Source organism: Duganella sp. Root1480D1 (assembly GCF_001427305.1).
Taxonomy (GTDB): domain Bacteria; phylum Pseudomonadota; class Gammaproteobacteria; order Burkholderiales; family Burkholderiaceae_D; genus Rugamonas.
In genome coordinates, this window is record NZ_LMFZ01000001.1 from 222693 (window position 1) to 248605 (window position 25913).

At 64.6% G+C, this 25913-nt stretch carries 25 protein-coding genes; 14 read left to right on the top strand and 11 right to left on the bottom strand.

Features of this window, described 5'->3' with window-relative positions; genetic code table 11:
* From ASD58_RS01155 to ASD58_RS30995, 3 genes are read left to right on the top strand one after another with little or no spacing between them, the layout of a single operon-like run.
* Positions 1-978, top strand: coding sequence for a type II secretion system F family protein (locus ASD58_RS01155; RefSeq protein WP_057259203.1), 978 nt, complete (start codon positions 1-3; stop codon positions 976-978).
* A 12-nt stretch (positions 979-990) separates the two neighbouring features.
* Positions 991-1950: a type II secretion system F family protein gene (locus tag ASD58_RS01160; RefSeq protein WP_057259205.1), complete on the top strand. Its 960-nt coding sequence runs from the start codon at positions 991-993 to the stop codon at positions 1948-1950.
* 12 nt (positions 1951-1962) lie between these two features.
* Entirely contained in the window at positions 1963-3285 is a 1323-nt protein-coding gene (locus ASD58_RS30995) for a LytR C-terminal domain-containing protein (protein WP_057259208.1), read from the top strand.
* Here the strand turns inward: ASD58_RS30995 and ASD58_RS01170 are convergent.
* On the bottom strand, positions 3282-4715 hold the full coding sequence (locus ASD58_RS01170; RefSeq protein ID WP_057259210.1) for a PLP-dependent aminotransferase family protein: 1434 nt from the start codon (positions 4713-4715) through the stop codon (positions 3282-3284). The two genes, ASD58_RS30995 and ASD58_RS01170, sit on opposite strands and share 4 nt — an antisense overlap.
* Positions 4716-4829: 114 nt before the next feature.
* Here ASD58_RS01170 and ASD58_RS01175 point away from each other — a divergent pair, with 114 nt between their 5' ends.
* The 7 genes from ASD58_RS01175 to ASD58_RS01205 all read left to right on the top strand — a co-directional run bounded on the left by ASD58_RS01175 (position 4830) and on the right by ASD58_RS01205 (position 11691).
* Positions 4830-5807 carry a threonine dehydratase gene (locus tag ASD58_RS01175; RefSeq protein WP_057259213.1) on the top strand — a complete coding sequence of 326 codons (978 nt, stop codon included), beginning with the start codon at positions 4830-4832 and terminating at the stop codon, positions 5805-5807.
* Between the two features lie 110 nt (positions 5808-5917).
* The gene (locus ASD58_RS01180) at positions 5918-6775 is read left to right on the top strand and encodes a DMT family transporter (RefSeq protein ID WP_082565192.1); all 858 of its coding nucleotides are present in this window, start codon (positions 5918-5920) and stop codon (positions 6773-6775) included.
* 68 nt (positions 6776-6843) lie between these two features.
* Positions 6844-7305 carry a RidA family protein gene (locus tag ASD58_RS01185; protein ID WP_057259219.1) on the top strand — a complete coding sequence of 154 codons (462 nt, stop codon included), beginning with the start codon at positions 6844-6846 and terminating at the stop codon, positions 7303-7305.
* 19 nt (positions 7306-7324) lie between these two features.
* On the top strand, positions 7325-8518 hold the full coding sequence (locus ASD58_RS01190) for a PLP-dependent aminotransferase family protein (RefSeq protein WP_057259220.1): 1194 nt from the start codon (positions 7325-7327) through the stop codon (positions 8516-8518).
* A gap of 16 nt (positions 8519-8534) precedes the next feature.
* Entirely contained in the window at positions 8535-9791 is a 1257-nt protein-coding gene (locus ASD58_RS01195) for a triacylglycerol lipase (RefSeq protein ID WP_057259221.1), read from the top strand.
* A 116-nt stretch (positions 9792-9907) separates the two neighbouring features.
* Positions 9908-11200: a triacylglycerol lipase gene (locus tag ASD58_RS01200; RefSeq protein WP_057259222.1), complete on the top strand. Its 1293-nt coding sequence runs from the start codon at positions 9908-9910 to the stop codon at positions 11198-11200.
* A gap of 2 nt (positions 11201-11202) precedes the next feature.
* Positions 11203-11691, top strand: coding sequence for a hypothetical protein (locus ASD58_RS01205; RefSeq protein WP_156401095.1), 489 nt, complete (start codon positions 11203-11205; stop codon positions 11689-11691).
* 3 nt (positions 11692-11694) lie between these two features.
* Here ASD58_RS01205 and ASD58_RS01210 read toward each other — a convergent pair whose 3' ends face one another.
* Entirely contained in the window at positions 11695-11970 is a 276-nt protein-coding gene (locus tag ASD58_RS01210) for a hypothetical protein (protein ID WP_156401096.1), read from the bottom strand.
* Positions 11971-12033: 63 nt separating this feature from the next.
* Positions 12034-12837, bottom strand: a complete 804-nt coding sequence (locus ASD58_RS01215) for an SPFH domain-containing protein (RefSeq protein WP_057259229.1) — start codon at positions 12835-12837, stop codon at positions 12034-12036.
* Positions 12838-13107: 270 nt separating this feature from the next.
* Between ASD58_RS01215 and ASD58_RS01220 the strand changes: the two genes are divergently transcribed.
* Positions 13108-14469: a diguanylate cyclase domain-containing protein gene (locus tag ASD58_RS01220; protein WP_057259231.1), complete on the top strand. Its 1362-nt coding sequence runs from the start codon at positions 13108-13110 to the stop codon at positions 14467-14469.
* Positions 14470-14560: 91 nt separating this feature from the next.
* Here ASD58_RS01220 and ASD58_RS01225 read toward each other — a convergent pair whose 3' ends face one another.
* Genes ASD58_RS01225 through ASD58_RS01235 form a run of 3 tightly spaced genes read right to left on the bottom strand, consistent with a single transcriptional unit; the run spans position 14561 to position 19472 of the window.
* A complete protein-coding gene (locus ASD58_RS01225) occupies positions 14561-16123 on the bottom strand; it encodes an FGGY-family carbohydrate kinase (RefSeq protein ID WP_057259236.1) in 1563 nt (520 codons plus the stop codon).
* A complete protein-coding gene (locus ASD58_RS01230) occupies positions 16120-17868 on the bottom strand; it encodes a glycerol-3-phosphate dehydrogenase/oxidase (RefSeq protein ID WP_373994431.1) in 1749 nt (582 codons plus the stop codon). Before ASD58_RS01230 ends, ASD58_RS01225 begins: the two co-directional genes overlap by 4 nt.
* A complete protein-coding gene (locus tag ASD58_RS01235) occupies positions 17865-19472 on the bottom strand; it encodes an FAD-binding oxidoreductase (protein WP_057259239.1) in 1608 nt (535 codons plus the stop codon). Before ASD58_RS01235 ends, ASD58_RS01230 begins: the two co-directional genes overlap by 4 nt.
* A 68-nt stretch (positions 19473-19540) precedes the next feature.
* On the opposite strand from ASD58_RS01235, the gene ASD58_RS01240 reads away from it, so the two are divergent.
* Positions 19541-20584 carry an AraC family transcriptional regulator gene (locus ASD58_RS01240; RefSeq protein ID WP_057259243.1) on the top strand — a complete coding sequence of 348 codons (1044 nt, stop codon included), beginning with the start codon at positions 19541-19543 and terminating at the stop codon, positions 20582-20584.
* On the opposite strand, the gene ASD58_RS01245 is transcribed toward ASD58_RS01240, so the two are convergent.
* From ASD58_RS01245 to ASD58_RS01260, 4 genes are all read right to left on the bottom strand, one after another.
* Positions 20581-21003 (bottom strand): hypothetical protein, encoded by a 423-nt coding sequence (locus tag ASD58_RS01245; protein ID WP_057259245.1) that lies wholly within the window; start codon positions 21001-21003, stop codon positions 20581-20583. The genes ASD58_RS01240 and ASD58_RS01245 overlap by 4 nt on opposite strands.
* An 80-nt stretch (positions 21004-21083) precedes the next feature.
* Positions 21084-21611 (bottom strand): SRPBCC family protein, encoded by a 528-nt coding sequence (locus ASD58_RS01250; protein ID WP_057259247.1) that lies wholly within the window; start codon positions 21609-21611, stop codon positions 21084-21086.
* A gap of 39 nt (positions 21612-21650) precedes the next feature.
* A complete protein-coding gene (locus tag ASD58_RS01255; RefSeq protein WP_057259248.1) occupies positions 21651-23012 on the bottom strand; it encodes a cytochrome P450 in 1362 nt (453 codons plus the stop codon).
* A gap of 12 nt (positions 23013-23024) precedes the next feature.
* On the bottom strand, positions 23025-23912 hold the full coding sequence (locus tag ASD58_RS01260) for a LysR family transcriptional regulator (protein WP_057259249.1): 888 nt from the start codon (positions 23910-23912) through the stop codon (positions 23025-23027).
* Between the two features lie 96 nt (positions 23913-24008).
* On the opposite strand from ASD58_RS01260, the gene ASD58_RS01265 reads away from it, so the two are divergent.
* Together ASD58_RS01265 and ASD58_RS01270 are read left to right on the top strand one after the other, a co-directional pair.
* On the top strand, positions 24009-24719 hold the full coding sequence (locus ASD58_RS01265) for a hydrolase (RefSeq protein WP_082565157.1): 711 nt from the start codon (positions 24009-24011) through the stop codon (positions 24717-24719).
* 2 nt (positions 24720-24721) lie between these two features.
* Positions 24722-25045 carry a cytochrome c5 family protein gene (locus ASD58_RS01270; protein ID WP_057259251.1) on the top strand — a complete coding sequence of 108 codons (324 nt, stop codon included), beginning with the start codon at positions 24722-24724 and terminating at the stop codon, positions 25043-25045.
* Here ASD58_RS01270 and ASD58_RS01275 read toward each other — a convergent pair.
* Positions 25008-25913, bottom strand: coding sequence for a sulfurtransferase (locus ASD58_RS01275; RefSeq protein WP_057259253.1), 906 nt, complete (start codon positions 25911-25913; stop codon positions 25008-25010). The genes ASD58_RS01270 and ASD58_RS01275 overlap by 38 nt on opposite strands.

The window sequence follows — 25913 nt, forward strand, 5'->3', positions numbered from 1 at the left end:
ATGGACTACCTCTATTACGCAACCGGCATCCTGGTCTTCGTGGCCGTGGTGCTGCTGATCGAAGGCATGTACCTGACCTGGAATTCGGCCAAGGGGCCGGAGGCGGAACGGGTGGCGCGCCGCCTGCGCATGATGTCGGCCGGCGGCCATGCCGGCGGCGAAAGCGCTTCGATGATCAAGAAGCGTCTGCTCAGCGAAACCCCGGCCTTCCAGCGCCTGCTGCTGCAAATGCCGCGCGTCAGCCAGCTTGACCGCCTGCTGGAACAATCCGGACTCACGTGGACCGTGTCGGACATGATCGTGTTGTCGCTGATCTGCCCCGTGGTAATTGGAGGCCTGGCGGTGTTCCTGCGCCTGCCGCTGTTCGTCGTGCTGCCGCTGATGGCGCTCTCGGTGTTCGTCCCGCTGCTGCTGGTGCTGAGCGCCAAGGGCAAGCGGCTGGCCAAGGTCGACCACCAGTTGCCCGATGCACTGGACCTGATCGGCCGCGCCCTGCGCGCCGGCCACGCCTTCCCGACCGCGATGAAGATGGTGGGCGACGAAATGAACGCGCCGATCGCCGACGAGTTCAAGGCCACTTTCGACGAAGTCAATTTCGGCATCTCGATGAACGATGCGCTGATGAACCTGGCCACCCGCGTGCCCAGCACCGACCTGCGCTACTTCGTGATCGCGGTGATGATCCAGCGCGAGACCGGCGGCAACCTGGCCGAACTGCTGGACAACATCAGCAAGATCGTGCGCGAACGCATCAAGCTGCTGGGCCAGATCCGCGTGCTGTCGGCCGAGGGCCGCATGTCGGCCTGGGTGCTCGGCCTGCTGCCGTTTGCCGCCGCGCTGATGATCCAGATTACCAACCCGACCTTCCTGGCCGTGCTGTACACCGACCCGGCCGGCCGCAAGATGGTCGCCGGTGCGCTCACCATGATGTTCCTTGGCGTGCTGGCCATGCGCAAGATTATCCGGATTCGCGTCTAGCGGGAGAATGACATGAGCATCCTTCAAATGGCCTTCCTGGCCCTGGTTTTCCTGCTGGTGTTCGGCACCGCCTACGTGGTCATGCTGCGCTTTAGCGGCAACCCGGTGCAGGGCCGCTTGCAGCAGGTGACCGAGCAGCCTTCCAGCGCGCGCCGCCGCGAACGCATCAGCCCCACCCTGCTGTCGCGCATCGCGGCCTGGCTGGCACCGGTCGCCAAGCTGTCCGGCGGCGAGACCGAGGAGTGGGAAAAATCGGCGCTGCGCACCCGTTTCATGAATGCCGGCCTGCGCCACGCCTCGATGGGCCCCCTGTATTTTGCCGCCAAGACCTCGCTGGCCATCCTGCTGCCGCTGGCACTGTATGCCACGCTGGTGGTATCGGGCTCGCGCCTGTCCGGCAATGGCCTGATGTTCTGGCTGCTGCTGGCGGCAGCACTGGGCTACTACCTGCCGAACTTCCTGTTGCGCTGGGCCGTCAACCGCCGCCAGCTCGAGGTCTTCGAATCCTTCCCCGATGCGCTGGACCTGATGACGGTGTGCGTCGAGGCCGGCCTGGCGATGGATGCGGCCCTGCTGCGCGTGGCCGACGAAATCGGCATCAAGAGCCCGATCCTGGCCGATGAACTGAACCTGGTAACACTGGAACTGCGCGCCGGCCTGGCCAAGGAGCGCGCCCTGCGCAACCTCGCGCTGCGCACCGGGGTGGAAGACGTGGATGCGCTGGTGGCCATGCTGATCCAGGCAGAACGCTTCGGTACCAGCATCGCCGACTCGCTGCGCGTGCAGTCCGAACAACTACGCACGCGGCGCCGCCAGCGCGCCGAAGAAGCTGCTGCAAAGATTTCCCTGAAACTGCTGTTCCCGTTGATTTTCTTCATCTTCCCATCGCTGCTGGTGGTGTTGATGGGGCCTGCATTTATCTCGATTTACCGCGTTCTGCTGCCAACCATGGGCGGCGCCGACGCCGGCTAGAAAGGAATCGCCATGATCAAGCTCAAGCCAATCGCCTTGGCCGCAATGGGTTGCGGTCTTCTCACGGCATGCGGTACTCCTCCTGCATCGCATCCACTGGCCTTGCAACCGGTGGTGCGCGGCGACATGCCGGGCAACCAGGCTGCAAGCTGGAACCGGCTGGCGCGCTTCCACCACGAACGCGGCCAACTGGCCCTGGCGCTTGGCGCCTATGCGCAATCGCTGGCACTCGATGCCAACCAGCTCGAGGCGCGCAATGCGGTGGCCGTGATCGAAGCGCAGCGCGGCGACCTGGAACTGGCCCGCAAGGCGTTGCTGGCGCTGGTCAAAGACTACCCGGCCGAAGCGCAGCCGCATACCAATCTAGGCTATGTGCAGTACCTGATGGGTGACCATGCCGGCGCCGCGCAGACTTTGCGCCGCGCCATGGCGCTGGGCGCCGGGCCGCGGGCTTTCCAGAACCTGCAACTGGCCGAAGCGGCCATGGGAAAAACGCCTGCCGCCGATGCGCCGCAGCTTGCCGCGGCACCAGCACCCGCTCCAGCGCCGGCACCCGCAGCGGCACCTTCCGTGCCCGCCCCGGCCGCTGTTGCGCCATCAGTTGTGGCGCCATCGGTCGTCGCACCATCCGTTGTGGCAGTACCTGCCGCAACAACGTCCATCCTTGTTCCTTCCAAAGCTGCGCCAGTCGTGCCAGTAGCAGTTGTGGCCACAGCACCTGAGGCCAGCACGCCAAACATGGCCCTGCTGTCTGATACCGAAAGCGCACCGGCCGCCAGCGCGCCACGCAAGGAACCCCAGCAACTGACCGCCATGCCCTCGCAGGCTGACCGCGACGTTGCCAGCCATATGGAACTGATCAAAGTCGCCGGCAATGTCTACGAGCTGAAAGCCCGTGTTGCCGCCGAGCCGGCAGCCGCGCCGGTTGCCCTCGCGGCACCAAACACCGGGGCAGCCGAGCCGAAGCCCGCTGCGCAGGCGCTTGCAAAAGAAAGCAAGGTGCGCATGGCCCGCCTGGAAGTCTCCAACGGCAATGGCGTCACCGGCATGGCGCGACGCTTCCGCAGTGTGCTCGGCCAGATGGGGATTCCGGTCGAACGCCTGAGCAACGCCAAGCCTTACCGGCAGGTGGTGACCATCATCCAGTACAGCCCCGGCTTCGAGCAGCAGGCCAGCAACCTGCAAAAAGCCCTGCAGGGCAAAGCGCAGCTCTCCAGCCAGCAATTGGCATCAAGCGACGTGCGGCTGGTACTGGGCAAGGATGCACGGGTGAGCCTGACCGCGGCCACCGAAGCGGCAGCGCTGTCGATGGTTGCCGTGGAACAGAAGGACTAAGCTCCCAGCTCGCGCTGCAGGAAGCGCCAGATCTCCGGCGCCTGCAGCGCAGCGATATTCAGCCGCATGAACTGCGACGGAAGCTGGCTTGGCGAGAACAGGCTGCCCGGCGCCAGCAGCAAGCCCTGCCCCATGGCCTTCTCGGTCAGCACATTCGTATCGCGTCCCGCATCCACCCACACGAACATGCCCGCCGGCGGCGCGCTGGCGATGCGCATTCCCGTTTTTTCGAGCTGGCGCACGGTGCGTGCGCGCAGGCCATCGAGCCGCGTGCGGATGCGCTCCGTGTGCTTGCGGTAGCTGCCTTCCGACAGCACCTTGTGCACCACCCGCTCGCCGATGTCGCTGGTGGTCAGGGTTTGCAGCATCTTGCGGTCGGCCAGGCGCTGCGCCATGTCTTCCGATGTGGCGATAAAGCCCACGCGCAGGTTGGCGGCCATGGTCTTGGAGAAGCCGCCCAGGTAAATCACGCGCTTCAATTGGTCCAGCGCCGCCATGCGGGTGGCCGGCTGCACGCTGCTGCCGGGGTGCAGGTCGCAGTAGATATCGTCTTCCACGATGGTGATGCCGTGTTCTTCCGCGATGCGCAGGATCTGGAAGGCCTTGGCTGCCGACAGCGAAGTCGAACTTGGGTTGTGCAGCACTGAGTTGATCACGTACAGCTTGGGCTTATGGATAGCGGCCAGTTCCGCCAGTTGCGCGATATCGGGTCCGTCAGCCAGGCGCGGGATGCCGACTACGCGCGCGCCCAGCGCGGCAAATGAACCGAACATCAGGAACCAGGCCGGATCGTCGACGAACACCGTATCGCCGGGGCGGGTGAATTCGCGCGCCACCATGTCCAGCGCCTGCGTCACTCCTGCGGTGGTGACGATCTGCTCCGGCGCGGCCCCGATTTCGAGTTCGGCCAGCTTGTGCTGCAAGTACTGGCGCAGCGGCAGGTAGCCCTGCGGCACGCCGTAATTCAGCAGGATGCTGCTGTGCTGGCGGCTGATGGCGCGCAGCGCGTTGCCGATCGCCACGCCATCGAGCCAGTCGGCCGGCAGCACGCCGGTGCCGGGCATGTGCTGGTGCGGCACCGTGCGGAACATATTGCGCACCAGCCAAACCACATCCAAACCCTGCGACCCTTCAGGCTGCGCCAGGCCCGGTTCGCGCGCGGCCGGCTGCGGCGCTTGCAGCGGCGCGCGGTCGCGGATGAAGAAGCCGGCGCCGCGCCGCGATTCGAGGTAGCCGCGCGCCACCAGCTTGTCGTAGGCGCCAACCACGGTGAACGGCGACACGCCATGCGAGGTGGCGAACTGGCGGATCGAGGGCATGCGGGCGCCGGCACGCAGCACGCGGTCGTCGATGCGGGCAGCCACGCTGCGCACGATCTGGTCGCCGAGCGACTCCCCGCCTTCACGGCTTAGCAAGATTGTATTGGTCATATCACCATCACAGTGCGTGGAATTATTCGTACAAGTGTATTGGTACTGTACTGGTTACTTATTCTACGATACACCCATCCCCTTCAAACTTCCAGTGATTAAAGGAGCCACGCCATGAACCTGCTGCCAACCCGTGCTGAACTCGACGCCGCTGCCACCATCGTCTATGGCGCCATGCCGGCCACGCCGCAGCTTTCCTGGCCGCTGCTGAACGAGGCGCTGGGCACCGAGGCCTGGATCAAGCATGAAAACCATACGCCGATCGGCGCCTTCAAGGTGCGCGGCGGGCTGGCTTACATGCACCAGTTGCTGCAGCGCGAACCGGGCGTGCCAGGCGTGATCGCGGCCACGCGCGGCAACCACGGCCAGGCGGTGGCGTTTGCTGCACGCCGCCACGGGGTGCGCGCGGTGATCGTGGTGCCGCATGGGAATAGCGTTGAAAAGAATGCCGCGGTGCGCGCGCTTGGCGGGGAATTGATCGAGTATGGCGACGACTTCCAGGCCAGCCACGATTACGCGCAAACCCTGTCGCGGCGTGAACGGTTGCATATGGTGCCGTCCTGCCACCCGGATGGCGTGGCGGGCGTGGCGAGCTACTGGATGGAACTGTTCCATGCCCAGCCAGGCCTGGATACCGTGTTCGTGCCGATCGGCCAGGGTTCCGGCTTTTGCGCGGCGATCGCCGCGCGCGAAGCGCTCGGCCTGCGCACCCGTGTAATCGGCGTGGTATCGAGCCATGCCCCGGCCTATCTGGAATCCATCCGCAGCGGCGAACTGCGCGAGGCACCGTCGACTACCGAGCTGGCCGATGGCATGGCATGCCGCCGCCCGCATGCGGGGTCGCTGGAGGTCGTGAGCCGCTATGCCGATGAAGTGATTACCGTCAGCGATGAAGAGGTGGCGCGCGCCATCCGCCTGTACTACCGGGCGACGCACAACCTGGCCGAGGGCGCGGGCGCGGCGGCGCTGGCGGCGGCTTTGCGCCTCAAGCACGATCCGCGCGTGGCGGGCTGCAAGGTGGGCTTGCCGCTAACCGGTGCCAACGTGGATGCGGAGAAGATCATGCGCGTGTTGTCAGAGGTGCTGCCATGACGCCCTATTCACATGATGGGCCGGGGTGGCACCGAACCGGTAAACCGGTGCCTGACCGGCAGGGTCAGACACCTGCCTTGCATGCGCCGCAGGTTGCCGAAACCCGGGGCATGCTGCTCGGCTTCATCGGCGTCGCCATCTTCAGCCTGACGCTCCCCTTCACCCGCCTGGCGGTGGCCGGCCTCGATCCCGTTTTCGTGGCAATGGGCCGCGCCGCGGCAGCGGCTGTACTGGCCCTGTGCTGGCTGCGCTGGAAGCGTGCCCCGCTGCCGGCGCGCGCGCAACTGCCAACCCTGCTGGCTGTCACCGTCGGCTGCGTGCTGGGCTTCCCGCTGCTGACCTCCATCGCCATGCGCACCCTGCCCGCCTCGCACGGCGCAGTGCTGGTCGGCATCCTGCCGCTGGCAACCGCCCTGTTTGCGGCCTTGCGCGGCCACGAACGCCCCTCCGCCGGCTTCTGGTGCATGGCAGCGGCAGGCAGCGCCCTGGTGGTCGGCTTCGCGCTGCGCCAGTCCGGTGGCGGGCTGCATGCGGCCGACCTGGCAGTGTTCGCCGCTGTGACGCTGGCCGCCATGGGCTATGCGGAAGGCGGCCGCCTGTCGCAAACCTTGGGCGGCGAACAGGTGATCGGCTGGGCACTCGTGCTGTCGCTGCCGCTGGCCGCGCCGGCCACCGCCTGGCTGCTGTGGCGCGACTGGCAAAGCATTGCCGCCGCACCAGCCAGCGCCTGGCTGGGCTTCGGCTACGTTTCCGTGTTCTCCATGTTCATCGGTTTCTTTTTCTGGTACCGCGGCATGGCGCTGGGCGGCGTGGCAAGGGTCGGCCAGGTGCAGTTGGCCCAGCCAGGATTATCTTTGGCGGCCGCCGCCGTGATCCTGAACGAAACTTTGCATATTGAGCATATTCTGTTCACTTTTGCCGTAATTGCTGTTGTCGGCGCAGGAAAACGCATGAAAGTGGCCCGTTGACCGTGACGAATTCGGCAACGTGCAGAGTACAATAGCGACTTCACGGAACCTTTTTTCTTGGAAATCACATGTCTGTCTACGAAAAACTGAAGTCGCTCGATATCACCCTGGCCGCGCCAGCCGCCCCGGTGGCGGCCTACGTCATGCACGTACAAAGCGGTAACCAGGTGTTCCTGTCTGGCCACATCGCCAAGAAAGCCGACGGCACCCCTTGGGTTGGCCAACTGGGCAAGAATATCTCGACCGAAGAAGGCAAGCAGGCAGCACGCTCGATCGCCATCGCCCTGATGGGCACCCTGCAGGAAGCCTGCGGCGGCGACCTGACCCGCGTCAAGCGCATCGTCAAGGTCATGAGCCTGGTGAATTCCACCCCCGACTACACCGAACAGCACCTGGTCACCAACGGCTGCTCCGAACTGCTGGGCGAAGTGTTCGGCGACGCCGGCAAGCACGCCCGCTCCGCTTTTGGCGTGGCGCAGATCCCGCTTGGCTCCTGCGTAGAAATCGAACTGATCGCCGAAATCGCTTAACCCCCGCTAGAGATTGAATATGAAAATCGAGAACCAGAACCCATTGCATTGGAACTTCTCCGAGCGTGCCAAGGGCATGCAGGCGTCCTTCATCCGTGAGATCCTGAAGGTCACCCAGCAGCCGGAGATCACTTCCTTCGCCGGCGGCCTGCCATCGCCAGCCACCTTCCCGGTGGACATCATGAAGGCAGCCTACGACAAAGTACTGTCGACCAACGGCAAAGTGGCCCTGCAATACGGTCCGACCGACGGCTACATGCCGCTGCGCCAGTGGATCGCCGATTCGCTGTCACAGAACGGCGCCAAGATCTCGCCGGAACAGGTGCTGATGGTGTCCGGTTCGCAGCAGGCGCTCGACCTGATCGGCAAGGTGCTGATCGACGAAGGCAGTAAAGTGCTGGTGGAGACCCCGTCCTACCTGGGCGCGCTGCAGGCGTTCTCGGTGTACCGCCCTGAATTCCATTCCGTCCCGTCCGACGAACACGGCCTGATTCCATCGTCGCTGGACTCCATCGCCGAAGGCGCGCGCCTGCTGTACGCACTGCCGAACTTCCAGAACCCGACCGGCCGTTCGCTGTCGGTGGAGCGCCGCCAGCAACTGGTGGAAACCTGCGCCCGCCTGAACCTGCCGCTGATCGAAGACGATCCATACGGTGCTCTGTCCTACACCGGCCAGCCAAGCCCGAAAATGATCGCCATGAATCCGGAAGGCGTGATCTACATGGGTTCCTTCTCCAAGGTGCTGACCCCTGGCATCCGCCTGGGCTACGTGGTGGCGCCGCTGCCAATGGTGCGCCGCCTGGAACTGGCCAAGCAAGCTGCCGACCTGCACACCGCGCAACTGACCCAGATGGTGGTGCACGAGGTGGTGAAAGACGGCTTCCTGGACAAGCACATCCCGACCATCCGCGAACTGTACGGCAACCAGTGCAAAGCCATGCTGGACGCCATGGACCAGCACTTCCCGAAAGAAGCCACCTGGACCAAGCCGGACGGCGGCATGTTCATCTGGGTCGAACTGCCAAAGCACATCAACGCGATGGAACTGCTGGACGAAGCCATCAAGAACAAGATCGCTTTCGTGCCGGGCGCGCCGTTCTACGCCAACGAGCCAGCCACCAACACCCTGCGCCTGTCCTTCGTGACCGTGCCGCCAGAGCGCATCCACGCCGGCATCGAAGTGCTGGGCAAGCTGATCAAAGCACGCATGTAATCCCCAGCTACACAGGATGAAGTTCATAACGGGGTTCATCCTCGCAGCATGGCTGGCCGTCGGCGGTGCCCACGCCGCCGACGCCAGGCCGCCTGTCGTGCTGGTGCACGGCTTCTTCGGTTTCGACCACACCACGCTTGGCGGTACGTTCCGCTATTGGGGCGGTTTTAACGATATTGCGCAGCACATCAGGGCCGGCAGCGGCCGCGAAGTGTTCACTGCCGGCGTAGGGCCGGTCAGTTCGAACTGGGACCGCGCCATCGAACTGTATTATCAGATCAAGGGCGGCTGCGCCGACTATGGCGCTGGCCACACGGCGCAGCACGCGGCCGCAGGCCATATCCAGAAGCCGGCCGGCAAATGCTGGGCGGCCGATCCTTCCAATAATCCCGACAAATTTCCGCTCGCACTGTACCCGCAGTGGGATGCCGCGCACCCGATCCACCTGGTCGGGCATAGCCAGGGCGGGCAAACCATGCGTACCCTGATCCAGCTTAAGGAACAGGGTACCGTGGGCAATGGCGGCGCGCGCGGCTGGGTGATCAGCGCCACCTCCATCGCAACGCCGCATAATGGCACTACGCTGCGCGATATCGTGGTCGACTGGCTGCCCGATGCGTCGACGCTGGCCGGACTGGCCGTGCAAGCAAGCGGCGCTGGCGGTTCAGGCGGTTCCGGCTTCAAGTACCGCCTGGAGCAGTTCAACATGAAGGCCAGCGCGGCGGAATCGATCGACGACTTTTTCGAGCGCACCCGTGGCCACCCGTTCTGGAGCCTGGATAATCACGATTCGGCGCAATGGGACCTGTCACCGGATGGCGCTGCCGAACTGAATAGCTGGGTGAAGACTTCGGCGGATGTCTATTACTTCTCCTTCAGCGCCCAGGCTACCGAAGCATTAAACCTGTTTGGCAAGGAGTTCCAGTACCCGCGCCCCGACATGATCTTCTTCCTGCAGGGCATGGCGGGAGAATGGGTGATACCTTCCTTCGGACATCCAGGCATGGGCTCGTTCAAGCAGACTGCCGCCGGGCGCGTCCCCACCGACCAGCGCTGGTTCGCCAACGACGGCGTAGTCAACACCGTCAGCATGGCCGGCCCTGAAGGCAGCAAGGTCCAGCCCCTTGGCGGGCAACCGGTCAAGGGCGCCTGGAACCACATCGAAACCATGCACGGCATGGATCACTTCGACGTGATCGGCTGGGATGCCAAGCCTTCAGCCTCGCTGAAGATGTACGACAAGCTGATGGCGATCCTCTCCAAACTCGATTAAGCGGGCCTGCTGGCTCGCCGTGCATTGCGATTGGCTCCGCAGGCACGGTTGTGCCGCAACCGTGCGCATTCTCCCCGTGGTGAAATGGATCACACAAAACCACGGGAGACAACCGCATGAAAGTGCTTTCGAGCCTCACCCTTGCTGCCTGCCTGGCCGCATCCTCCGCCACCGCCGCCAATAACGCCCCGGTCGTGCTGGTGCACGGCTTCCTTGGCTTCGGCCCCGAGACGTTTGCTGCCACCGGCTTCAAATACTGGGGCGGATTCAACGATATTGCAGCGCATATGCGCAATACGCAGCGTCCCGTGTTCACTGCCGGCGTTGGGCCGGTCAGTTCCAACTGGGACCGCGCAGTCGAACTGTATTACCAGATCAAGGGCGGTTGCGCCGACTATGGCGCGCGCCACACTGCAGACAATGCCGCCGCCGGCCATATCCAGAAGCCAGCCGGCAAATGCTGGGCAGCCGATCAGGCCAACAACCCTAACAACTATCCCGTTGCGCTGTACCCGCAATGGGATGCCCAGCACCCTGTGCATTTCGTATCGCACAGCCAGGGCGGCCAGACCATCCGCACCCTGATCCAGTTGCTGGAAAACGGCGCACCGAACGGCGCCGGCACGGAAGGCAGCGGCGGCCTGTATGCAGGCGGCAAAGTGGGCTGGGTCAAGAGCGCGACGTCGATCTCCTCGCCGCACAACGGCACCACGCTGCGCGACGTGGTGGTTGAATTCGTGCCGAAAGTATCGGAACTGGCGGGCAGCATCGTCGAGGTGGCGGGCCTGGGCGGCTCGGGCGGCAGCGGCTACAAGTTCCGGCTCGAGCAATACGGGCTGGCGCAGGGGCCGGCCGAATCGATCGGAGACTTTATCGACCGCACGCGCGGCGCGCCGTTCTGGCAGCTCTCCAACCATGATGCCGCGCACTGGGACCTGGCTCCGGACGGCGCAGCGCAGCTGAATGGCTGGGTGAAGACTTCACCCAATGTCTACTACTTCTCCATCGGTTCGCGCGCAACGGAGCAAGGCCATTGGTGCTGTAATAACACCGACCGCGTGATCGCGCCGTTCCAGAGCAGCGATTACCAGTACGCCCGCAACGACATGATCTTCTTCCTGAAGAACACTGCCGGCGAATGGGTGGTGCCTTCGATCCTGCAGCATGGCATGGGCTCTTATCGCGCGCCTGAGTGGTATCCGAACGATGGCGTGGTCAATACCGTTTCGATGCGCGGGCCCTCCGGCCAGCCGCAGCGCAACTTCGACGGCACCCCGGTCAAAGGGAGCTGGAACTATATCGGCTACTACGACCAGTACGACCACTTCGACGTGATCGGATGGGATTCGCCGACGTGGGCAGTGTACCCGATCTACGACAACCTCCTCAGCATCATCGGCGGACTGTGAACGTGCGCGCCACGATAGCCATCGCGGCCGTCGCCGTGGCAGCGGCGCTGTGGCGGGCCAGCTTGCCGGCGCCTGCCGCCTCGCTCGCACCGCAGCCGGCGATGCTGGCCGCCGCCGCGCAGGCGACCCGCATCGCCGCCCGCGCGGCAGCGCCAGCACCGCCCGCTCTGCCCCCCGCCCTGCTGCGCAGCGCGCCGCCGACTTCCAGCACCGCGTCCGCCGTCGCAAGCGTAGAAACAGCCGTGCGCGAGGCGCGCCGCCATGGCAAGGGTGAACAGGAAGTGTATCGCCTGCGCAGCGAGAAACTGCCGGCCGAACAAGTGGAAGCACTGGCCCGCATGGAGGCGGCCGAAGCGAACTGGCGCCAGCGCCTGGAGGCCCTGCAGGCAGCGTGCGCAGCCAATATCGGCTGCGACGACGCGCGCGCCAGCTTCACGCGGGAAGAACTGGCAAGGACCACCGCTTATGCCGCGCCGACGCTAAGGCAATAAGCCCTAAGGCGCCGGCGACAGCATCCTGCTCGCCTCGTCCTGCCCGACATACTGGGCGATCAGGCGCTGCAGGGTGCCATCGGCGCGCATCTCCTTCAGCAGGCCGGCCCAGCGCCGCGAATCGTCAGCGCTGAACAGCTTCTTGCCCAGCATGAGGTTGGCCGGCCCGCGCGGCCTGGTGCCGGCCCAATCTTCGATGGGCGGCGCAGCTTTTTTCGCATGCGCCGGCAGGCAAGGTCCTGCCAGCACAAGCGCCAACGCGCGCAAGAAGTGTCGCATGCCGCCCTCCCGATGTCGCTAATCGACTGGCCGATTACGACACGGGGTAACAGCCGCGCCTATTTATTTGCTTGTGATGTTGACCATGCCCTTGAAGTCATACGGAATCACCACAGTCTGCACCTTGCCCGCCGCAATGCCTTCCGCGATCTTCATCTGGGCCTGCGCCTGCATGTAGGAGATGGCGCCGGCATTGGCGTTCAGGGCAGCGATACGCTCGGCCTCCTTCTTCGCGATCTGCACCTCGACCTCCTTGGTCTTCTCCTCGTTCTTGGCGCGTACCAGGTTGTCGGCGCTGGCCTTGACCGCATCGCTCGGGACCATGCCGCCCACGCGCACTTGCGAGATCGTGATGCCGCTCAGCTTTTCGTCGTTCAGCGTCGCGATCATGGTGGCCTGGATCTCTTCTTCGATCTGCGAGCGGTTGTCGTTCATGTTAAGCGCCTCGTATTTGCGCGCCACCTTGTACACCGCGTTGCGCGCGGTCTGGTAGATGTAGGCGTGCATCAGGTAAATGTCGCCGCTGGCATCCTGCGTGTGGAAGGAACGGCTTTTATTGACCCACAGGTCCGACACCGCCGAAGGCGTGATGTTGTAGATCACCGCCAGGTCGAAGTCCTTCATGGTCGAATTATCCGCCGCCAGCGGCATCAGGTCGCGCACGTCGACGCTGACGTCCTTGATCGGGAACGTCAGGATGGAACCGACGATGGTCTGGTTGAAACTGCCCGCCACGCGTTCTTCGGCTTCCACCGTCTTGTCGAAGTTGACGCGCAAGCCCACCTCGCCGGTGTCGATCACCTTGCAGCCGGACAGGGTGGCAGCGGCAAACAGGACGGGAAGCAACAGGAGCGGACGTTTTTTCATGGCTATCTCAATGAGTTGAAAGAACCGTCATTCTATTGCCTTCCGGACAGATAAAAATCATGCAAAATTCGTTAAGATTACCGTTGCCAAATAATCAGTGAAAGTGTTCAGATATACACGGAATGTCACAACTTTCCTTAGCTCACTGGAAACTTTCACCAACGATCACCAATCCAACGTCTTTTTTAGGCAAAACCTTCCTTGAATTTCCACAATTCCAATTGGCAACACGGTATCATCAGGCCCATATCCTACTCACCCCTAGTCAGCATGAATCAAGGCGGTACCAGCTTTTCGCCACGGCGTGACGCCGTGATTTTGATTGTTGATGATGCGCCGGACAACCTCTCCGTTTTGCGCAAGTTGATGGTCGAGCAGGGTTACCAAACATACGTCGCCAACTCCGGCGAGCGTGCGCTGGAAATCGCACGCCGCGTCCACCCGCACCTGATCCTGCTTGATGTCATCATGCCTGGCATGGACGGCTTCGAGACCTGCCGCCACCTGAAATCGCACCCGGCCACGGAAGACATCCCGGTGCTGTTCATGAGCGCGCGCAACGAGCAGGAAGACGTGGTGACCGGCTTCGAGCTGGGCGCGGTCGACTACATCGGCAAGCCGCTGCGCATGGCCGAAGTGTGCGCGCGCGTGCGCACCCAGTTGCAGATCCGTTTCGCCACCGAGACGCAGCAGGAGCAATCGGAACGCCTGCGCACCATCGTCAACAATATGGCGGAAGGCTTGCTGATTATCGAAGCCGATGGCCGCATCCAGTTCACCAACCCGGCCTGCGACCAGTACCTGGGGTATATGTCGCATGAGCTGGCGGGCAAATCGATTTCCGATCTGCTCAATCCACTGGTGGCCGACGAATACCTGGAATATTTTGCGCGCTATGCCGCCAATCCGGAAGCGGCGCACAGCCACGGCACGCGCGAAGTGATCATCCGCCATCGCACCGGCAAGTCGGTGTGCATGGACCTGACGCTGACGCCGATGTTCCTGCGCCAGCCCTTGTTCATCGGCCTGCTGCACGACATCACCCACCACAAGCTATCGGAGGATGCTCTGCAGCGCGCGGCCATGATCGACCCGCTGACGAAGATCGCAAACCGCCGCCACTTCGACTCCTTCCTCGAAAAGGAATGGCAACGCGCGATGCGCACCGGCGCACCGCTATCGCTGGTGGTGCTGGACGTCGACCACTTCAAGCTGTACAACGACACGCTGGGCCATGCGCAGGGCGACGTCTGCCTGCAGCAGGTGGCGCAGGCGATCAGCGCGCACGCCTTGCGCGTCACCGACCTGGCAGCGCGTTATGGCGGTGAAGAATTCGTGCTGCTGTTTGCAGAGACCGATGCCGACGCAGCCTTCCAGATGGCCGAGTCGATCCGCACCCATGTGGAATCGCTGCACATTCCGCATCCACGCTCGGTCACTTCGCCGCACATCACGGTCAGTATCGGCGTAGCGACGCTATGCCCGACGCCGACGGACAACATCGAATCGCTGTTCGTGGCCGCCGACCGCGCCATGTACGCAGCCAAAGAGGACGGCCGCAACCAGGTGCGCGCCACCCGCCCCCCCACCACCGCCATCGAAGCCGCCCGCGCCGCCCTCGCCAAACGCTAATTTGAAAGTCGGGGTCAGCTCCGGCAATCGGACATAAGTTTCGCGTGCGAAACTTATGTCCGATTGCCGGAGCTGACCCCGACTTTTTTCTTTATAGCTTTTCGGGGTAGCCGGTGATGGCGGCGATTTCGGCGTACATCGGTTGCAGGCGTTTGTACATCTTCAGGTAGACGCGGTGGTAGAGCTGGTCGTAGGTCTTGCGGTGCGCCGGGTCCGGCTGGAAGACGCGGCCTTTGCGCGTCATGGCGGTGATCGCGGCCTGGAAATCCTGATGCAGACCAAGGCCCGCCGCAATCGCGATGGCTGCGCCCAGGCCGCTGGTTTCGTACACGTGGGCGCGCGCTGCGGGCAGGCCAAAAATATCGGCCGTGAGCTGCATGGCCGCGTCGCTTTGCGAGCCGCCGCCCGCTACCCGCAGTTCCGTTATCTGGGTGCCGCTGCGCTTTTCAATGCGCTCGCGCCCTTCACGCAAGGCATAAGCCAGCCCTTCGAGGATCGCGCGGTACATGTGGGCACGCGTATGCACGTCGCCGAAGCCGATCATGGCGCCTTTCGCTTCCGGCCCCGGCACTTTGATGCCGGGACTCCAGTACGGCTGCAGCATCAAGCCCATCGAGCCGGGAGGCACTTCGTTCACCAGGCGGTCGAACAGCGCCTCCGGCGGCATGCCCTGCTCTATCGCGGCCGATTGTTCGAGGTGGCCGAACTGCTCCTTGAACCAGTTGACCATCCAGTAGCCGCGGAAGATCTGTACTTCGGTGCTGTAGGCGCCGGGAATGGCCGCCGGGTATGGCGGTATGAAGGGCGTGACTTCGACGTACTTGCTGGTAGTGGTGTTGATGGTGGCGGTGGTGCCGTAACTGAGGCAGCCGATATGCGGCTCGAGGCCGCCTGCGCCGATCACTTCGCAGGCTTTGTCAGCGGCAGCAGCCACCAGCGGCACGCCTTGCGGAATGCCGGTGGCGGCGGCCGCCGAGGCGTTGATCGCGCCAATCACTTCGCCCGGCTGCAGCAGCTCCGGCAATTGATCCGGTCGCACGGCCAGCGCCTGCCATTTCCAGTCGCGCGCGCCGGCCCAGGCGTGGCGCTTGTAGTCGAACGGCATGTAGGCGACCTGCGAGCCGATCGAGTCGGCAAAGCGGCCGCTCAGGCAGTGGTTCAGGTAGCCGGATAGCAGCAGGAATTTGTGGGTGCGGTCCCACAGGCCGGGCTGGTGGGCCTTGATCCAGTTGACTTCCGCTTCGCGGCGGAAGTAGTCGATGGTGCCGTCCACGCCTGCCAGCTTGAAGGCGGCCGTCCACAAAGGGCCGATTGGGGGCACTTGCTCGGTGCGGCGCTGGTCCAGCCAGGTGATTGCGGCGCGCAGCGGCTTGCCGTCGCTGTCGACGGCGACCACCGTGCCGCGCTGGGTGGTGACGGCAACGCCGGCGATGGCGCTGCGCGGAATGTCGGTGACGGTCCACAGGCGCTGGCAGGCGGCGCATACGGCATCCCAATAGCCTTCTGCCTTGTGCTCGGCCCAGCCGGGTTGTTCGGAATAGTACGGCGGCTGCAGGTGCACCTGCGTCTTGGCGACCAGGTTGCCCTGCAGGTCGAACAGCAGCGCGCGCACGCTTTGCGTGCCATTGTCGATGGAAAGAAGGTATTGGCTCATTCGCGTGCTTTCGGCAGGCTGTAGTTTGATCGGCATAATGCCAGATATGCCGCTTCCTCGGCAGCCCAGCGTTGTTCATCCCAGCCCAATTCCGGCTGGCAGATGGCACGCACGCGCTCCAGCACCGCTGACCCGCCGTTGGCAAGCTGTATGCCCAGGCGACTGCGGCGCAGCATCAGGTCTTCCAGGTGCTGGACCGATTCGTGACGGGCGGCCCAGCGCAGTTGCGCCCAGAGTGTTTCGGTGCCGGGAATTTCTTCGAGTTCCCCTTCCTGCGCAGAGGCAACCAGGGCCTCGGCTTGCACGCCGTAGCGGCCCTGCAACCGCCTGGATTGGCCGGGCGGCACGGGCCGCACCTTGGCGGTGCGGGCTGCCGGCGCGGCGCTGGCCGGCTGCGTGAATATGGCGTGCGCCGCAAAGTCCGCCTGCCAGTGCGGCAGCTGCGGTGCGGCGTGGCGCAGCACGTCAAGCGCGATGGCACGGAAGGTGGTGAGCTTGCCGCCGGTGACCGTCAGCAGGCCGTCCTGCTGCCACAGGACGTGGTCGCGGGCTTCTTTGGACGGGTCGGCCTTGCCGGTGTCGATCACGGGGCGCACGCCGGCATAGGTGGCCAGTACGTCCGCTTCGGTAATCACCAGCGTAGGGAACTGGTCATGCAGGGCCGCCATCAGGTAGTCGGTTTCTTCCTGCGTGATGGCCGCTTCGTGTTGCAGGTCGGTGCGATGATCGACGTCCGTGGTGCCGACGATGGTGACGCCCTCCCACGGAAAGGCGAAAACAGGGCGGCCGTCCTGCGGGTGCATCAGGCTGATGGCCTGCGCCAGCGGAAGGCGCCAGGCAGGAAGCACCAGGTGGCTGCCGCGAAGTGGCCGCAGCCGCGCTGCGGGCTTGTCGTGCAGGCGGTCGGCCCAGGCGCCGGTGGCGTTCACCACCAGCTTTGCACGCACAGCGTGCGTTTCGCCACTTACTGCACAGCGCACCAGGGCACCGCGCACGCGCCCACCCTCGCCGGCCGCTGCGGGAGTATGGGCGCTGACCGCGGCAATTGCAGCGCCGATGACGACCGCCGGGCCGGCCGAAGACTGTGCGGCGGCGGCCGCGCCTGGGGCGACAGCACCATCGCGCAGCAAGGACTGCACGGCGCAATAGTTGATGGCAACGCCGCCGTGCGATTGCGCCTCCTGCAGCACGCGCATCACCAGGCGCGCGTCATCGGTCCTGGCATCCTGGTAGCAGATGCCGCCTTGCAGGCCTTCGGTGCGGATGTGCGGCGCCATCGACAGGAATTCCTGAGCACCAAAGTAGTGGCGCGCACGCTGGCCGGCCATGCGGTCGTAAATCGCCAGTCCAAGCAGGAAGGCGCGGCGCCCCGGCTTGCGGCCGGCGTAGTCGCCAAAGGCAAAGCCAAGCGGTTCGACCAGGCCCGGGGCATCGCGCAGCAGCGCATCGCGCTCATGGACGGATTCGCGGGTCAGCGCAAACTGGCCCTCCTTCAGGTAGCGCAGGCCGCCGTGAACCAGCTTGGACGAACGGCTCGACGTGCCCCAGGCGAAGTCGCGCTGCTCGACCAGCAAGGCCCGCAAGCCGCGCCGCGACGCTTCGAGCAGGATGCCGGCACCCGTGATGCCGCCGCCGATGACGAGCAAGTCCCACTCCTGCGCCAGCAAGCTGGCAACCTGCCCGCGGCCGCCCGGCATCCAGTGCGGCGCGCCGCCAGCGCCAGCCTGGCCCGCAGCCGGCTTCATGCTGCCTGCCCTGCCGGCAGCAGCTTGCCCGGATTCATGATGCCCTGCGGGTCAAAGTGCGAGAACAGCGCTTGCATGGCTGCGATGCCCGCCGCGCCTTTTTCCGCCTCCAGGTAAGGCGCATGGTCGCTTCCGACGCCGTGCTGGTGGCTGATGGTGCCGCCGTTGTCGACAATCGCCATGCTGACCGCATGCTTGAGCGCACGCCAGCGCGCCATGTCCGTTTCGAAGTCGCCCCCCAGGCGGTAGACGAAGGTGGTGTAGACGCTGGCGCCCTGGGCATACAGGTGCGACAGGTGGGTGTAGGTATGGACTTTTTCTCCCAGGCCGCCCAGGGCGCCGGTCGCTGCCGATTCAACCGCTCGCATCATCAGCGAAACGCGCGGCCAGTCGACCGCCGTTTCCACGGTGTCGATCACATAACCATGCTGCCAGGCTGCATTGCGCAAGTAGACGTTGCGGAAGCGGCCGGCCTTCCACTTGTCGCCCATTCGGCGGCCAACGTGCACGCCGTTGAAACCGCGGCAGCTTGCGATGGCGCTGCGCAAGGCGGCACGCGCCTGCGCACGCGGGCCGCTGGCGCCGATCATCAGCATGCATTTTCCCTCACTGCAGCCGCGCAGCTTGAGCCAGCCTTCCAGCAAGCCGATCAGGCGCTTGTGGCCGGCCAGCGCCAGCATGGTCACGGTTTCCAATGGGTTCGACAGGCGCAGCATCGACAAGCCCCCGCGCGCCTGTGCCAGCGCGCGCACCGCTGCTTCGGCGCGCTCCCAGTCCGGGAAGAAGATGGCATGGAAGGCTTCGTACTCCGGCACCGCGCTTACGCGCACCGTCGCTTCGGTCAGGATGCCCATGCGGCCTTCGGAGCCGAGCACGATTTCGCGCAAGTCGGTGCCTGCTGCGGAAGCGGGGAAGGTCTGTATGTCAAGCCGCCCTTTCGGCGTTTCCACCACGCCGCCGGCAAACATCTGCTCGATGCGGCCATAACGCAAGGATTGCTGGCCGGACGAACGGGTGACGACCCAGCCGCCCAGCGTGGAATACTCGAACGATTGCGGGAAGTGGCCCAGCATGTAGCCGTGGGCGCGCAATTGCGCCTCCAGGTCCGGGCCCAGCACGCCGGCGCCGAAAGTGGCGAGCTGCGACTGCTTGTCCAGGTGGTGCAAGCGGCCCATGCGCGTCATGTTCACCGCCAGCACGGGCTTACTGCCGGCCGGTGCCGTCAGGTGGCCGGCCACGCTGGTGCCGCCGCCCTGGGGGATCAGCGATACGCCATGCTGCTGCGCGTAGTCGATCAGGTCGCGCACCTGCTGCGAGCTTTCCGGGTAGGCCACGCCATCCGGCGCGCTGCCGATGCAGCCGTAGCGCAGCTTGAGCCAGTCCGGCAAGCTTTGGCCAAGCGCATTGCGCAGGCGCGTCGCCGGCGCGCTGTCCACCAGGGGGTGCGCCGGGAGGCGCGATTCCGCCAGCGAAGCGCAGGCCGCGTCGAAGCTGGCATCCCGCACCGGCGCGCCCGGGCCGATACGGCTGGCCAGGAATGCCAGCGCGTCATCATGCAGCGAGTACTCGACTGTCTCCTCACCCCAACCGTTCCATCGTTTCATATGCAATCCCTTGTTATACTTTGCTCAATAAAGCTTAATCCATCGCCACCCGCCAGTCTTGCTTTTTCATGCCAGCCGAATTGTTCGATCATGCCAAGCTTGCTCGCGTAGCGGGCTCCTACCTGCAACCCATGCTGGAAGCGGCGGCCGCGCGCGGCGTAACGGCGCGAGCGCTGGAGCAGGCCGCCGGCCTGCCAGGCGGCACCCTGGAGCCACTGCCCGAGGCCCTGCCGGCCGCCGCCTATGTGAAGCTGCTCGATATCGCCGCCCGGCTGGCCGGCGACCCGCATTTCGGCCTGCACGTGGGCGAACGCGTCAAGCTGGGGACTTACACGGTTTATGGCCTGGTCTTGCTAAGCTGCCGCGATTTCGGCCAGGCTTTCGAGCAGACCATGCGCTACGAACAACTGGCCCACGACCTGGGGCGCTCCACGCTGCAAGTGCACGGTGCGCTGGCCGACTACACCTGGCATTCCAACTACCCGGCGCATCACCGCCACCTGGCCGACAGCGTATTCGCCGGCATCCGCGTGTTCGGCAACTGGCTGGCCGGTACCACGCTGCCACCGGCCGAACTGTCGCTGATGCACGATGGCGGCGATGCGGCCGGCCATGCCGAATACATGCGGGTATTCGGCGCCCTGCCCCGTTTCAACGCAATGTCCAATGTGGCGCAATTTGAAGCTTCGCTGCTTTCATGGCCGGTGCCGAATGCGGATGTGAGCCTGTATCCGGTGCTGCAGCAGCATGCCGAACAACTGCTCAAACAACGCGCGGGGCCGGCAACGGCTGCCGCCGGCATCGTGGCGCAGGTGCATGAGGCCATCGTGCACCGGCTGTCACAGGGCCAGGTGCGGGTTGCCAGCGTAGCGGAAGACCTGGGCCTGGCGCCGCGCACGCTGCAACGCAAGCTGGCCGATGCCGGCGCCAGCTTCCAGCAAGTGCTGGACGATGCACGCTTTGCGCTGGCGCGCGATTACTTGCGCCAGCCTGGCTTGTCGCTGGTCGATATCGCCTTCCTGCTTGGCTACCAGGAGCAAAGCGCCTTCACCCACGCCTTTCGCGAATGGTCGGGCATGAACCCGGGGGCGTGGCGCGCGGCGGGACGCTAGATTTCGGTGCCGCGCACGCGGATGAAGGGACCAATGCAGCTTCCCATATCGCGCCGCTGGCACATCAGGAACATATTGTTCGAAGGGTGGAACACGATGAAGGACTGGATGACGTGGCCAACCTCGGTGATCTCGCCGGTGCAGTCCTTCTTGCCGTTGTCTTTCACGATCTTGTCGTTGGAGCGGTAAAAGCCGTCGCCGTCGGGCTGGTCATCGATGTCGAATTGCGATTCCGCAATCTCGGCGGCGCTGGTGATCAGGGCCGAGCCGTCGGCGCGGATGCGGTACATCTCATGGCAGGAGCCATCGGGCAATTCGAAACGCCAGGTGCCGACAATGGGGTGGTCGTTGCGCAAGGGGCCAGCCAGCGTATTCTGGGCAGCCAGCAGGGCTGCGGCAAACAACAGGAATGGTTTCATGGCAGCCCCCGGCGGAGTGTTTAGACTCAGTATAGCCCTGTTGGACTATTTGCACTTTCCTGTTGCTTCGCGCGCCGCACTCACTTTTCCGACACTTCCTTCAACTGCGCCAGGCCCTGTTCAAAGTCCTTGCCGATCATCTTGTCCATGCTGAAGAACACGCCCATCACCTTGGTCACGAACAGGCTCGGGCCAGTCATGGTCCAGGTCACCACGGTGGATTCGCCTTGCGGCTGCAGCACGAACTCCGTGCGATTGGAGGAAGCAAAAGGCTTGATGAAATCGAGCTTGATGGCAAGCTGCGCCGGCTCCTGGTTTTCAATGATCTCCATGCGGCCCTGCCCCACTTCACCATTGCCGTTCCAGGCATACACCGCCCCCTTGCCGCTGGCGGCGCCCTCGAAAGTGCGCTGCATGTTCGGGTCTTTCTTCTCCCATGGCGACCATGCCGTCCACTGGTGGAAGTCGTTCAGGTAGGCCATGACTTTGGCGGGCGGCGCCTTGATGCGGGCGCTGCGCTGCACCTTGAAGCTGTCCGGCTGCGTCAATGCCAGGCCGAGGATCACAACAATCACCAGGATCAAGCCCATCGAAATCTTTTTCAACATGCTGCCCTCATTGCTAATGTTGGTATGCTTGCAAGCCTATCACAGGGTGCGCGGCCGCAAAAGCACCGGCAGCGCACTTGGCGTCATGGTGAAGGTGAACACCTCTTCGACCGGCGCCGCGCCGGGCACGGCCTCGATGGTAAAACTGCGCGCCACCATCGACACCAGCATGCGGATTTCGCTCATGGCCAGGTAGCGCCCGGGGCAGAAACGCGGGCCGCCGCCAAAAGGCACCATCTTGCGGGCAGGGTCGTCGAATTTTTCCTTCATGGCCGGATCGAGCCAGCGTTCGGGGCGGAATTCGGCGCCGTCCGGCAGCGGCACTTCGCGCTCGAAAGCATGGCGCAACAGCATGAAGACCACGGTGCCGGCCGGTACCTGCACACCGTCCAGCATTACATCATGCACCGCCTCCGCGCCCAGCAGCGGCGCCACCGGCTTGAGGCGCATGGCCTCCTGTACGCAGGCATCGAGATATGGCATTGGCTCGGAAACCGCCACGGCACTGGCCTCCTCGGCCAGGCGCGCGGCGGCTTGCGGGTTGCGCGACAACAGGTAGAACAGCCAGGCGATGGTGTTGGCCGTCGTATCCTCGCCCGCAAACACCATGACGATCGCATTGGCCCGCACCATATCGTCGTTGATGCCGGAGCCGGGGATGTCTGCCGCTACCAGCATCGCTTCCAGCAGGTTGGACGGCTTGTCGTACAGCGCCGGGTTGGCCGCCATGCGCGCCCGCGCATCGGCAACGTAGCCGTCGACGGCGGCGCGGATGCGCAAGCCTGCCGCCTCCGTGGCATGGTCGGCCGGCAGCTTGATCGCCCGCCACCAGGCGACCGGCGCCACCAGGCGGCGCGCCACCTGGGTGAACACGAATTCGATATCCTGCTGCAGCGGATTGTCTTCGTGCTGCACCATGTCCTGGTCTTGGCCCATCGCCATGCCGATCGCCACATCCAGGGCAAACGCTTTCAGGTCGCGCAACAGCCTTTGCGCCTGTCCTGCTTCGGCTGCGGCCTGCCAGCGCAGGCGCAAGCGCTCGGACATGGCCGCCAGCCTGGGGTGGAAGCGGTTGATGACTTCCGGCGTCAAGGCATGCATCACCAGCTTGCGTTGGCGGCGCCATTCCTCGCCCTCGGCCGCGAACACACCCACTGCCGCCGCTTCTTCGAGAATGCCGGCCACACGCCGCGTGCGCCGCCACTGGTCGGGGCGGTCGTGCAGGATCTGCGCGATATCGGCATGCCTGCTGGTGATGACAAAGCGCCGGTCCATCAGGCGCATGCGGTAGACCGGACCGTACTCGCGCGCCCACTGTTCCAGCTTCTGGTGGAAATGGGCCGTATCGATTCCGACATTACCCACCAGCGGCAAACCGGTGGGGCCAGGCAGGTGATCCATGCTGCACCTCCTTCAGAAACCGCACTCCCGCAAATAATCGATGAACAGCCGCAGCCTGGCCGGCGTGAACTGGCGCGAAGGCCGCACGGCAAACAGGCCGAATGGCTCGGGGCTGGCGTCCGGCAGTAGCTGCACCAAGCGACCATCGGCCAGCGCCGGCGTCAACACGAATTCCGGCAGCAGCACAATGCCCATCCCCTGTATCGCGCACTCGGCCAGCGCTTCCGCGTTATTGGCCGCCAGCGGCACTTTCAGGTCAAGCTGCTCGCCCGGGTCGCCAATGAGGCGGCCCCATTCCTCGCGCACGCTGAGCAGACTGTAATTTAACACCGAGTGGCCGCGCAGTCCCGCCAGCGTCTTCGGCTTGCCGGCCCGCCGCAGGTAGCCGGGCGATGCGGCAAACACGCGACCGACAGTGCCGATGCGGGTTGCCACCAGCGAAGAGTCGCGCAAGAAGCCGATGCGCAGCGCCACATCGATGGCTTCCGCATGCAGGTCGGTGGTGCGGTCTTCCAGCAGTAACTGCACCTTCAGCCCTGGATGGCGCTGCATGAAAGCCGGCAGCACCGGCGCTACTTTCTGAATGCCGAAGCTGAGCGGAGCGGCCACGCGCAAGGTGCCGCTGGCGCTGTCCTGGCCCTGGCGCACCCGCTCGCTGGCTTCATCCAGCAACTGGAACACGGCCTGCGCATCGGCGTAGAAAGCGCGTCCGGCATCGGTGATGTCATTGCGGCGCGTGGTGCGGGTGATCAGCTGGCTGCCCAGCGCGGCTTCCAGCGTGGCGATGCGGCGGCTGATGGCCGCGGTGCTGACCTCAAGTTGCTCCGCCGCCCGCACGAAGCTGCCGCTTTCCACCACGGTAATGAAGGCGCGCAGGTCGGTCAAATCATATTGTTCCATTTTACGTAAATATCATTTGCATGTTTCCTAGTTTATTACGCAATCCGGATTTATTAAAGTTCATTCCATCGCAACCCCACCACAAAGGAGCACACCATGAACTTCAAATCCCTGATCAAAGCAGCACTGCCGGTCATCCTCGCCTTCAGCGCCAGCGCCCACGCCGCAGCGCCTGCCCAACAGCTCCTCACGCCGCAGAACCACACCCTGGTACTGATCGACCACCAGCCGCAGATGGCCTTCGCCACCCGCTCCATCGACATCGCCGAACTGCGCAACAACGTCACCGGCCTGGCAAAAGCAGCCAAGACCTTCAAGGTGCCAACCATCCTCACCACGGTCGCCGCCAAGTCCTTCAGCGGCCCGATCTTCCCCGAGTTGCAAGCGGTATTCCCGGAACAAACACCGATCGACCGCACCACCATGAATACCTGGGAAGACCAGCGCGTGGTCGATGCGGTGCAAAAGAACGGCCACAAGAAGGTCGTGATGGCCGCGCTGTGGACCGAGGTATGCCTGGTGCAACCGGTACTGTCGGCCCTCGACCAGGGCTATGAGGTGTACATCGTGACCGACGCTTCGGGTGGCGTCAGCAAGGAAGCGCATGACATGGCAGTGCAGCGCATGGTGCAAGCCGGCGCCCATCCTGTGACCTGGCTGCAGTACATGCTGGAACTGCAGCGCGATTGGGCACGCGGCGAAACCTACGCTCCTGTCATGAAGATCGCCTCTGAACACGGCGGCGGCTATGGCCTGGGCATCGTCTACGCCAAGGAAATGTTCAACGCCAAGGAAGGCAAGAAGTAATCATGCGGCCTGCATTCGCCCTGCTGGCAGCCTGCGGGCTGCTGGCCAGCCTGCCGGCCCTGGCCCAAAGCCAGGGCCAGCGTGGCCGCGCAGTGTACGAAGCGGTCTGCATCGCCTGCCACGCTGCCGAGAATGTGATGGTCAGCTCGCCCAAGGTTGGCGACCGCAAGGAGTGGCAGGAACGCATGGCGCGTGCCGGCGGGCTGGACGGCCTGCTGCGCAATGCAGTGCAAGGGGTGGGCGCCATGCCCGCCCGCGGCGGCAAGCCCGAGCTTGACGCCGAACAGCTTAAGGCCGCGATCCGCTACATGATGCAGGCGGATTGACCCGGCTCCATTCGCACCAGCCGCCGTCGTACACGCTGATGCGCTCCCAATCCATCAACCAGGCATAGAAGAATGCCAGCGAAGCCCGCCAGCCGGTGCCGCAGTAGAAAGCAGTGCGCTGGCCCGGCTCGATCCCCGCCTGGCGCCACAGTGCGCTGATTTCCGCCGAAGGTTTCATTGTCCCGTCGGCATGCTGGTATTCGCTCATGCTGTGCACATCGCCATCGTTGCCGGCCCGGCCCCAGCGCGCACCGGGAATGTCGCCGCGCGCATCGATATAGCTGTAGCCGGACGTGACGCCGGCATGCTCCTGCCAGGTGCGGATGCTGACCAGGGCGCCGTCCGGCTGCCGCAGCAGTTCCCGCGCCTGCGCGGTGTCGATCAGGAAGTCCGGACGCGCCGGGAAAGCTGCGCCAAAGCTTGCAACAGCTTGCGGCAACGGGCCGGCGCCCTGCTCCAGCGCGTGGCCGGCACGCAGCCAGCCGTCAAAGCCGCCATCGAGCAGGCGCACATCGGCCACGCCGGCATACAGCATCAGGTGGGCAGCGCGGGCGGCAGCCAGCGAGCTGCGGCCGTACAGGATCACCGTGGTGTCGTGGCGGACGCCGTTTTCCAGCAACAGCGCCAGCAAGGCGTCGTCGGACACCTTGTTCCACAGCGGTTGCCGCTCGAGGCGGTTGGTGTCGATGTAGCCCGCGCCCGGAATATGGCCGGACTGGTAGGCCGCCAGGCTGTCGCAGCCTACTTCAAACAACCGCCATGCCCCGCCCGGCGCTGCCGGCACGGGCACGCCATCGAGCAGGCGCGCCAGCCAGGCAGGCGATGGAAGCTGGCGCCAGCGGGCCAGGTCGGGACGGAAACCATGCAT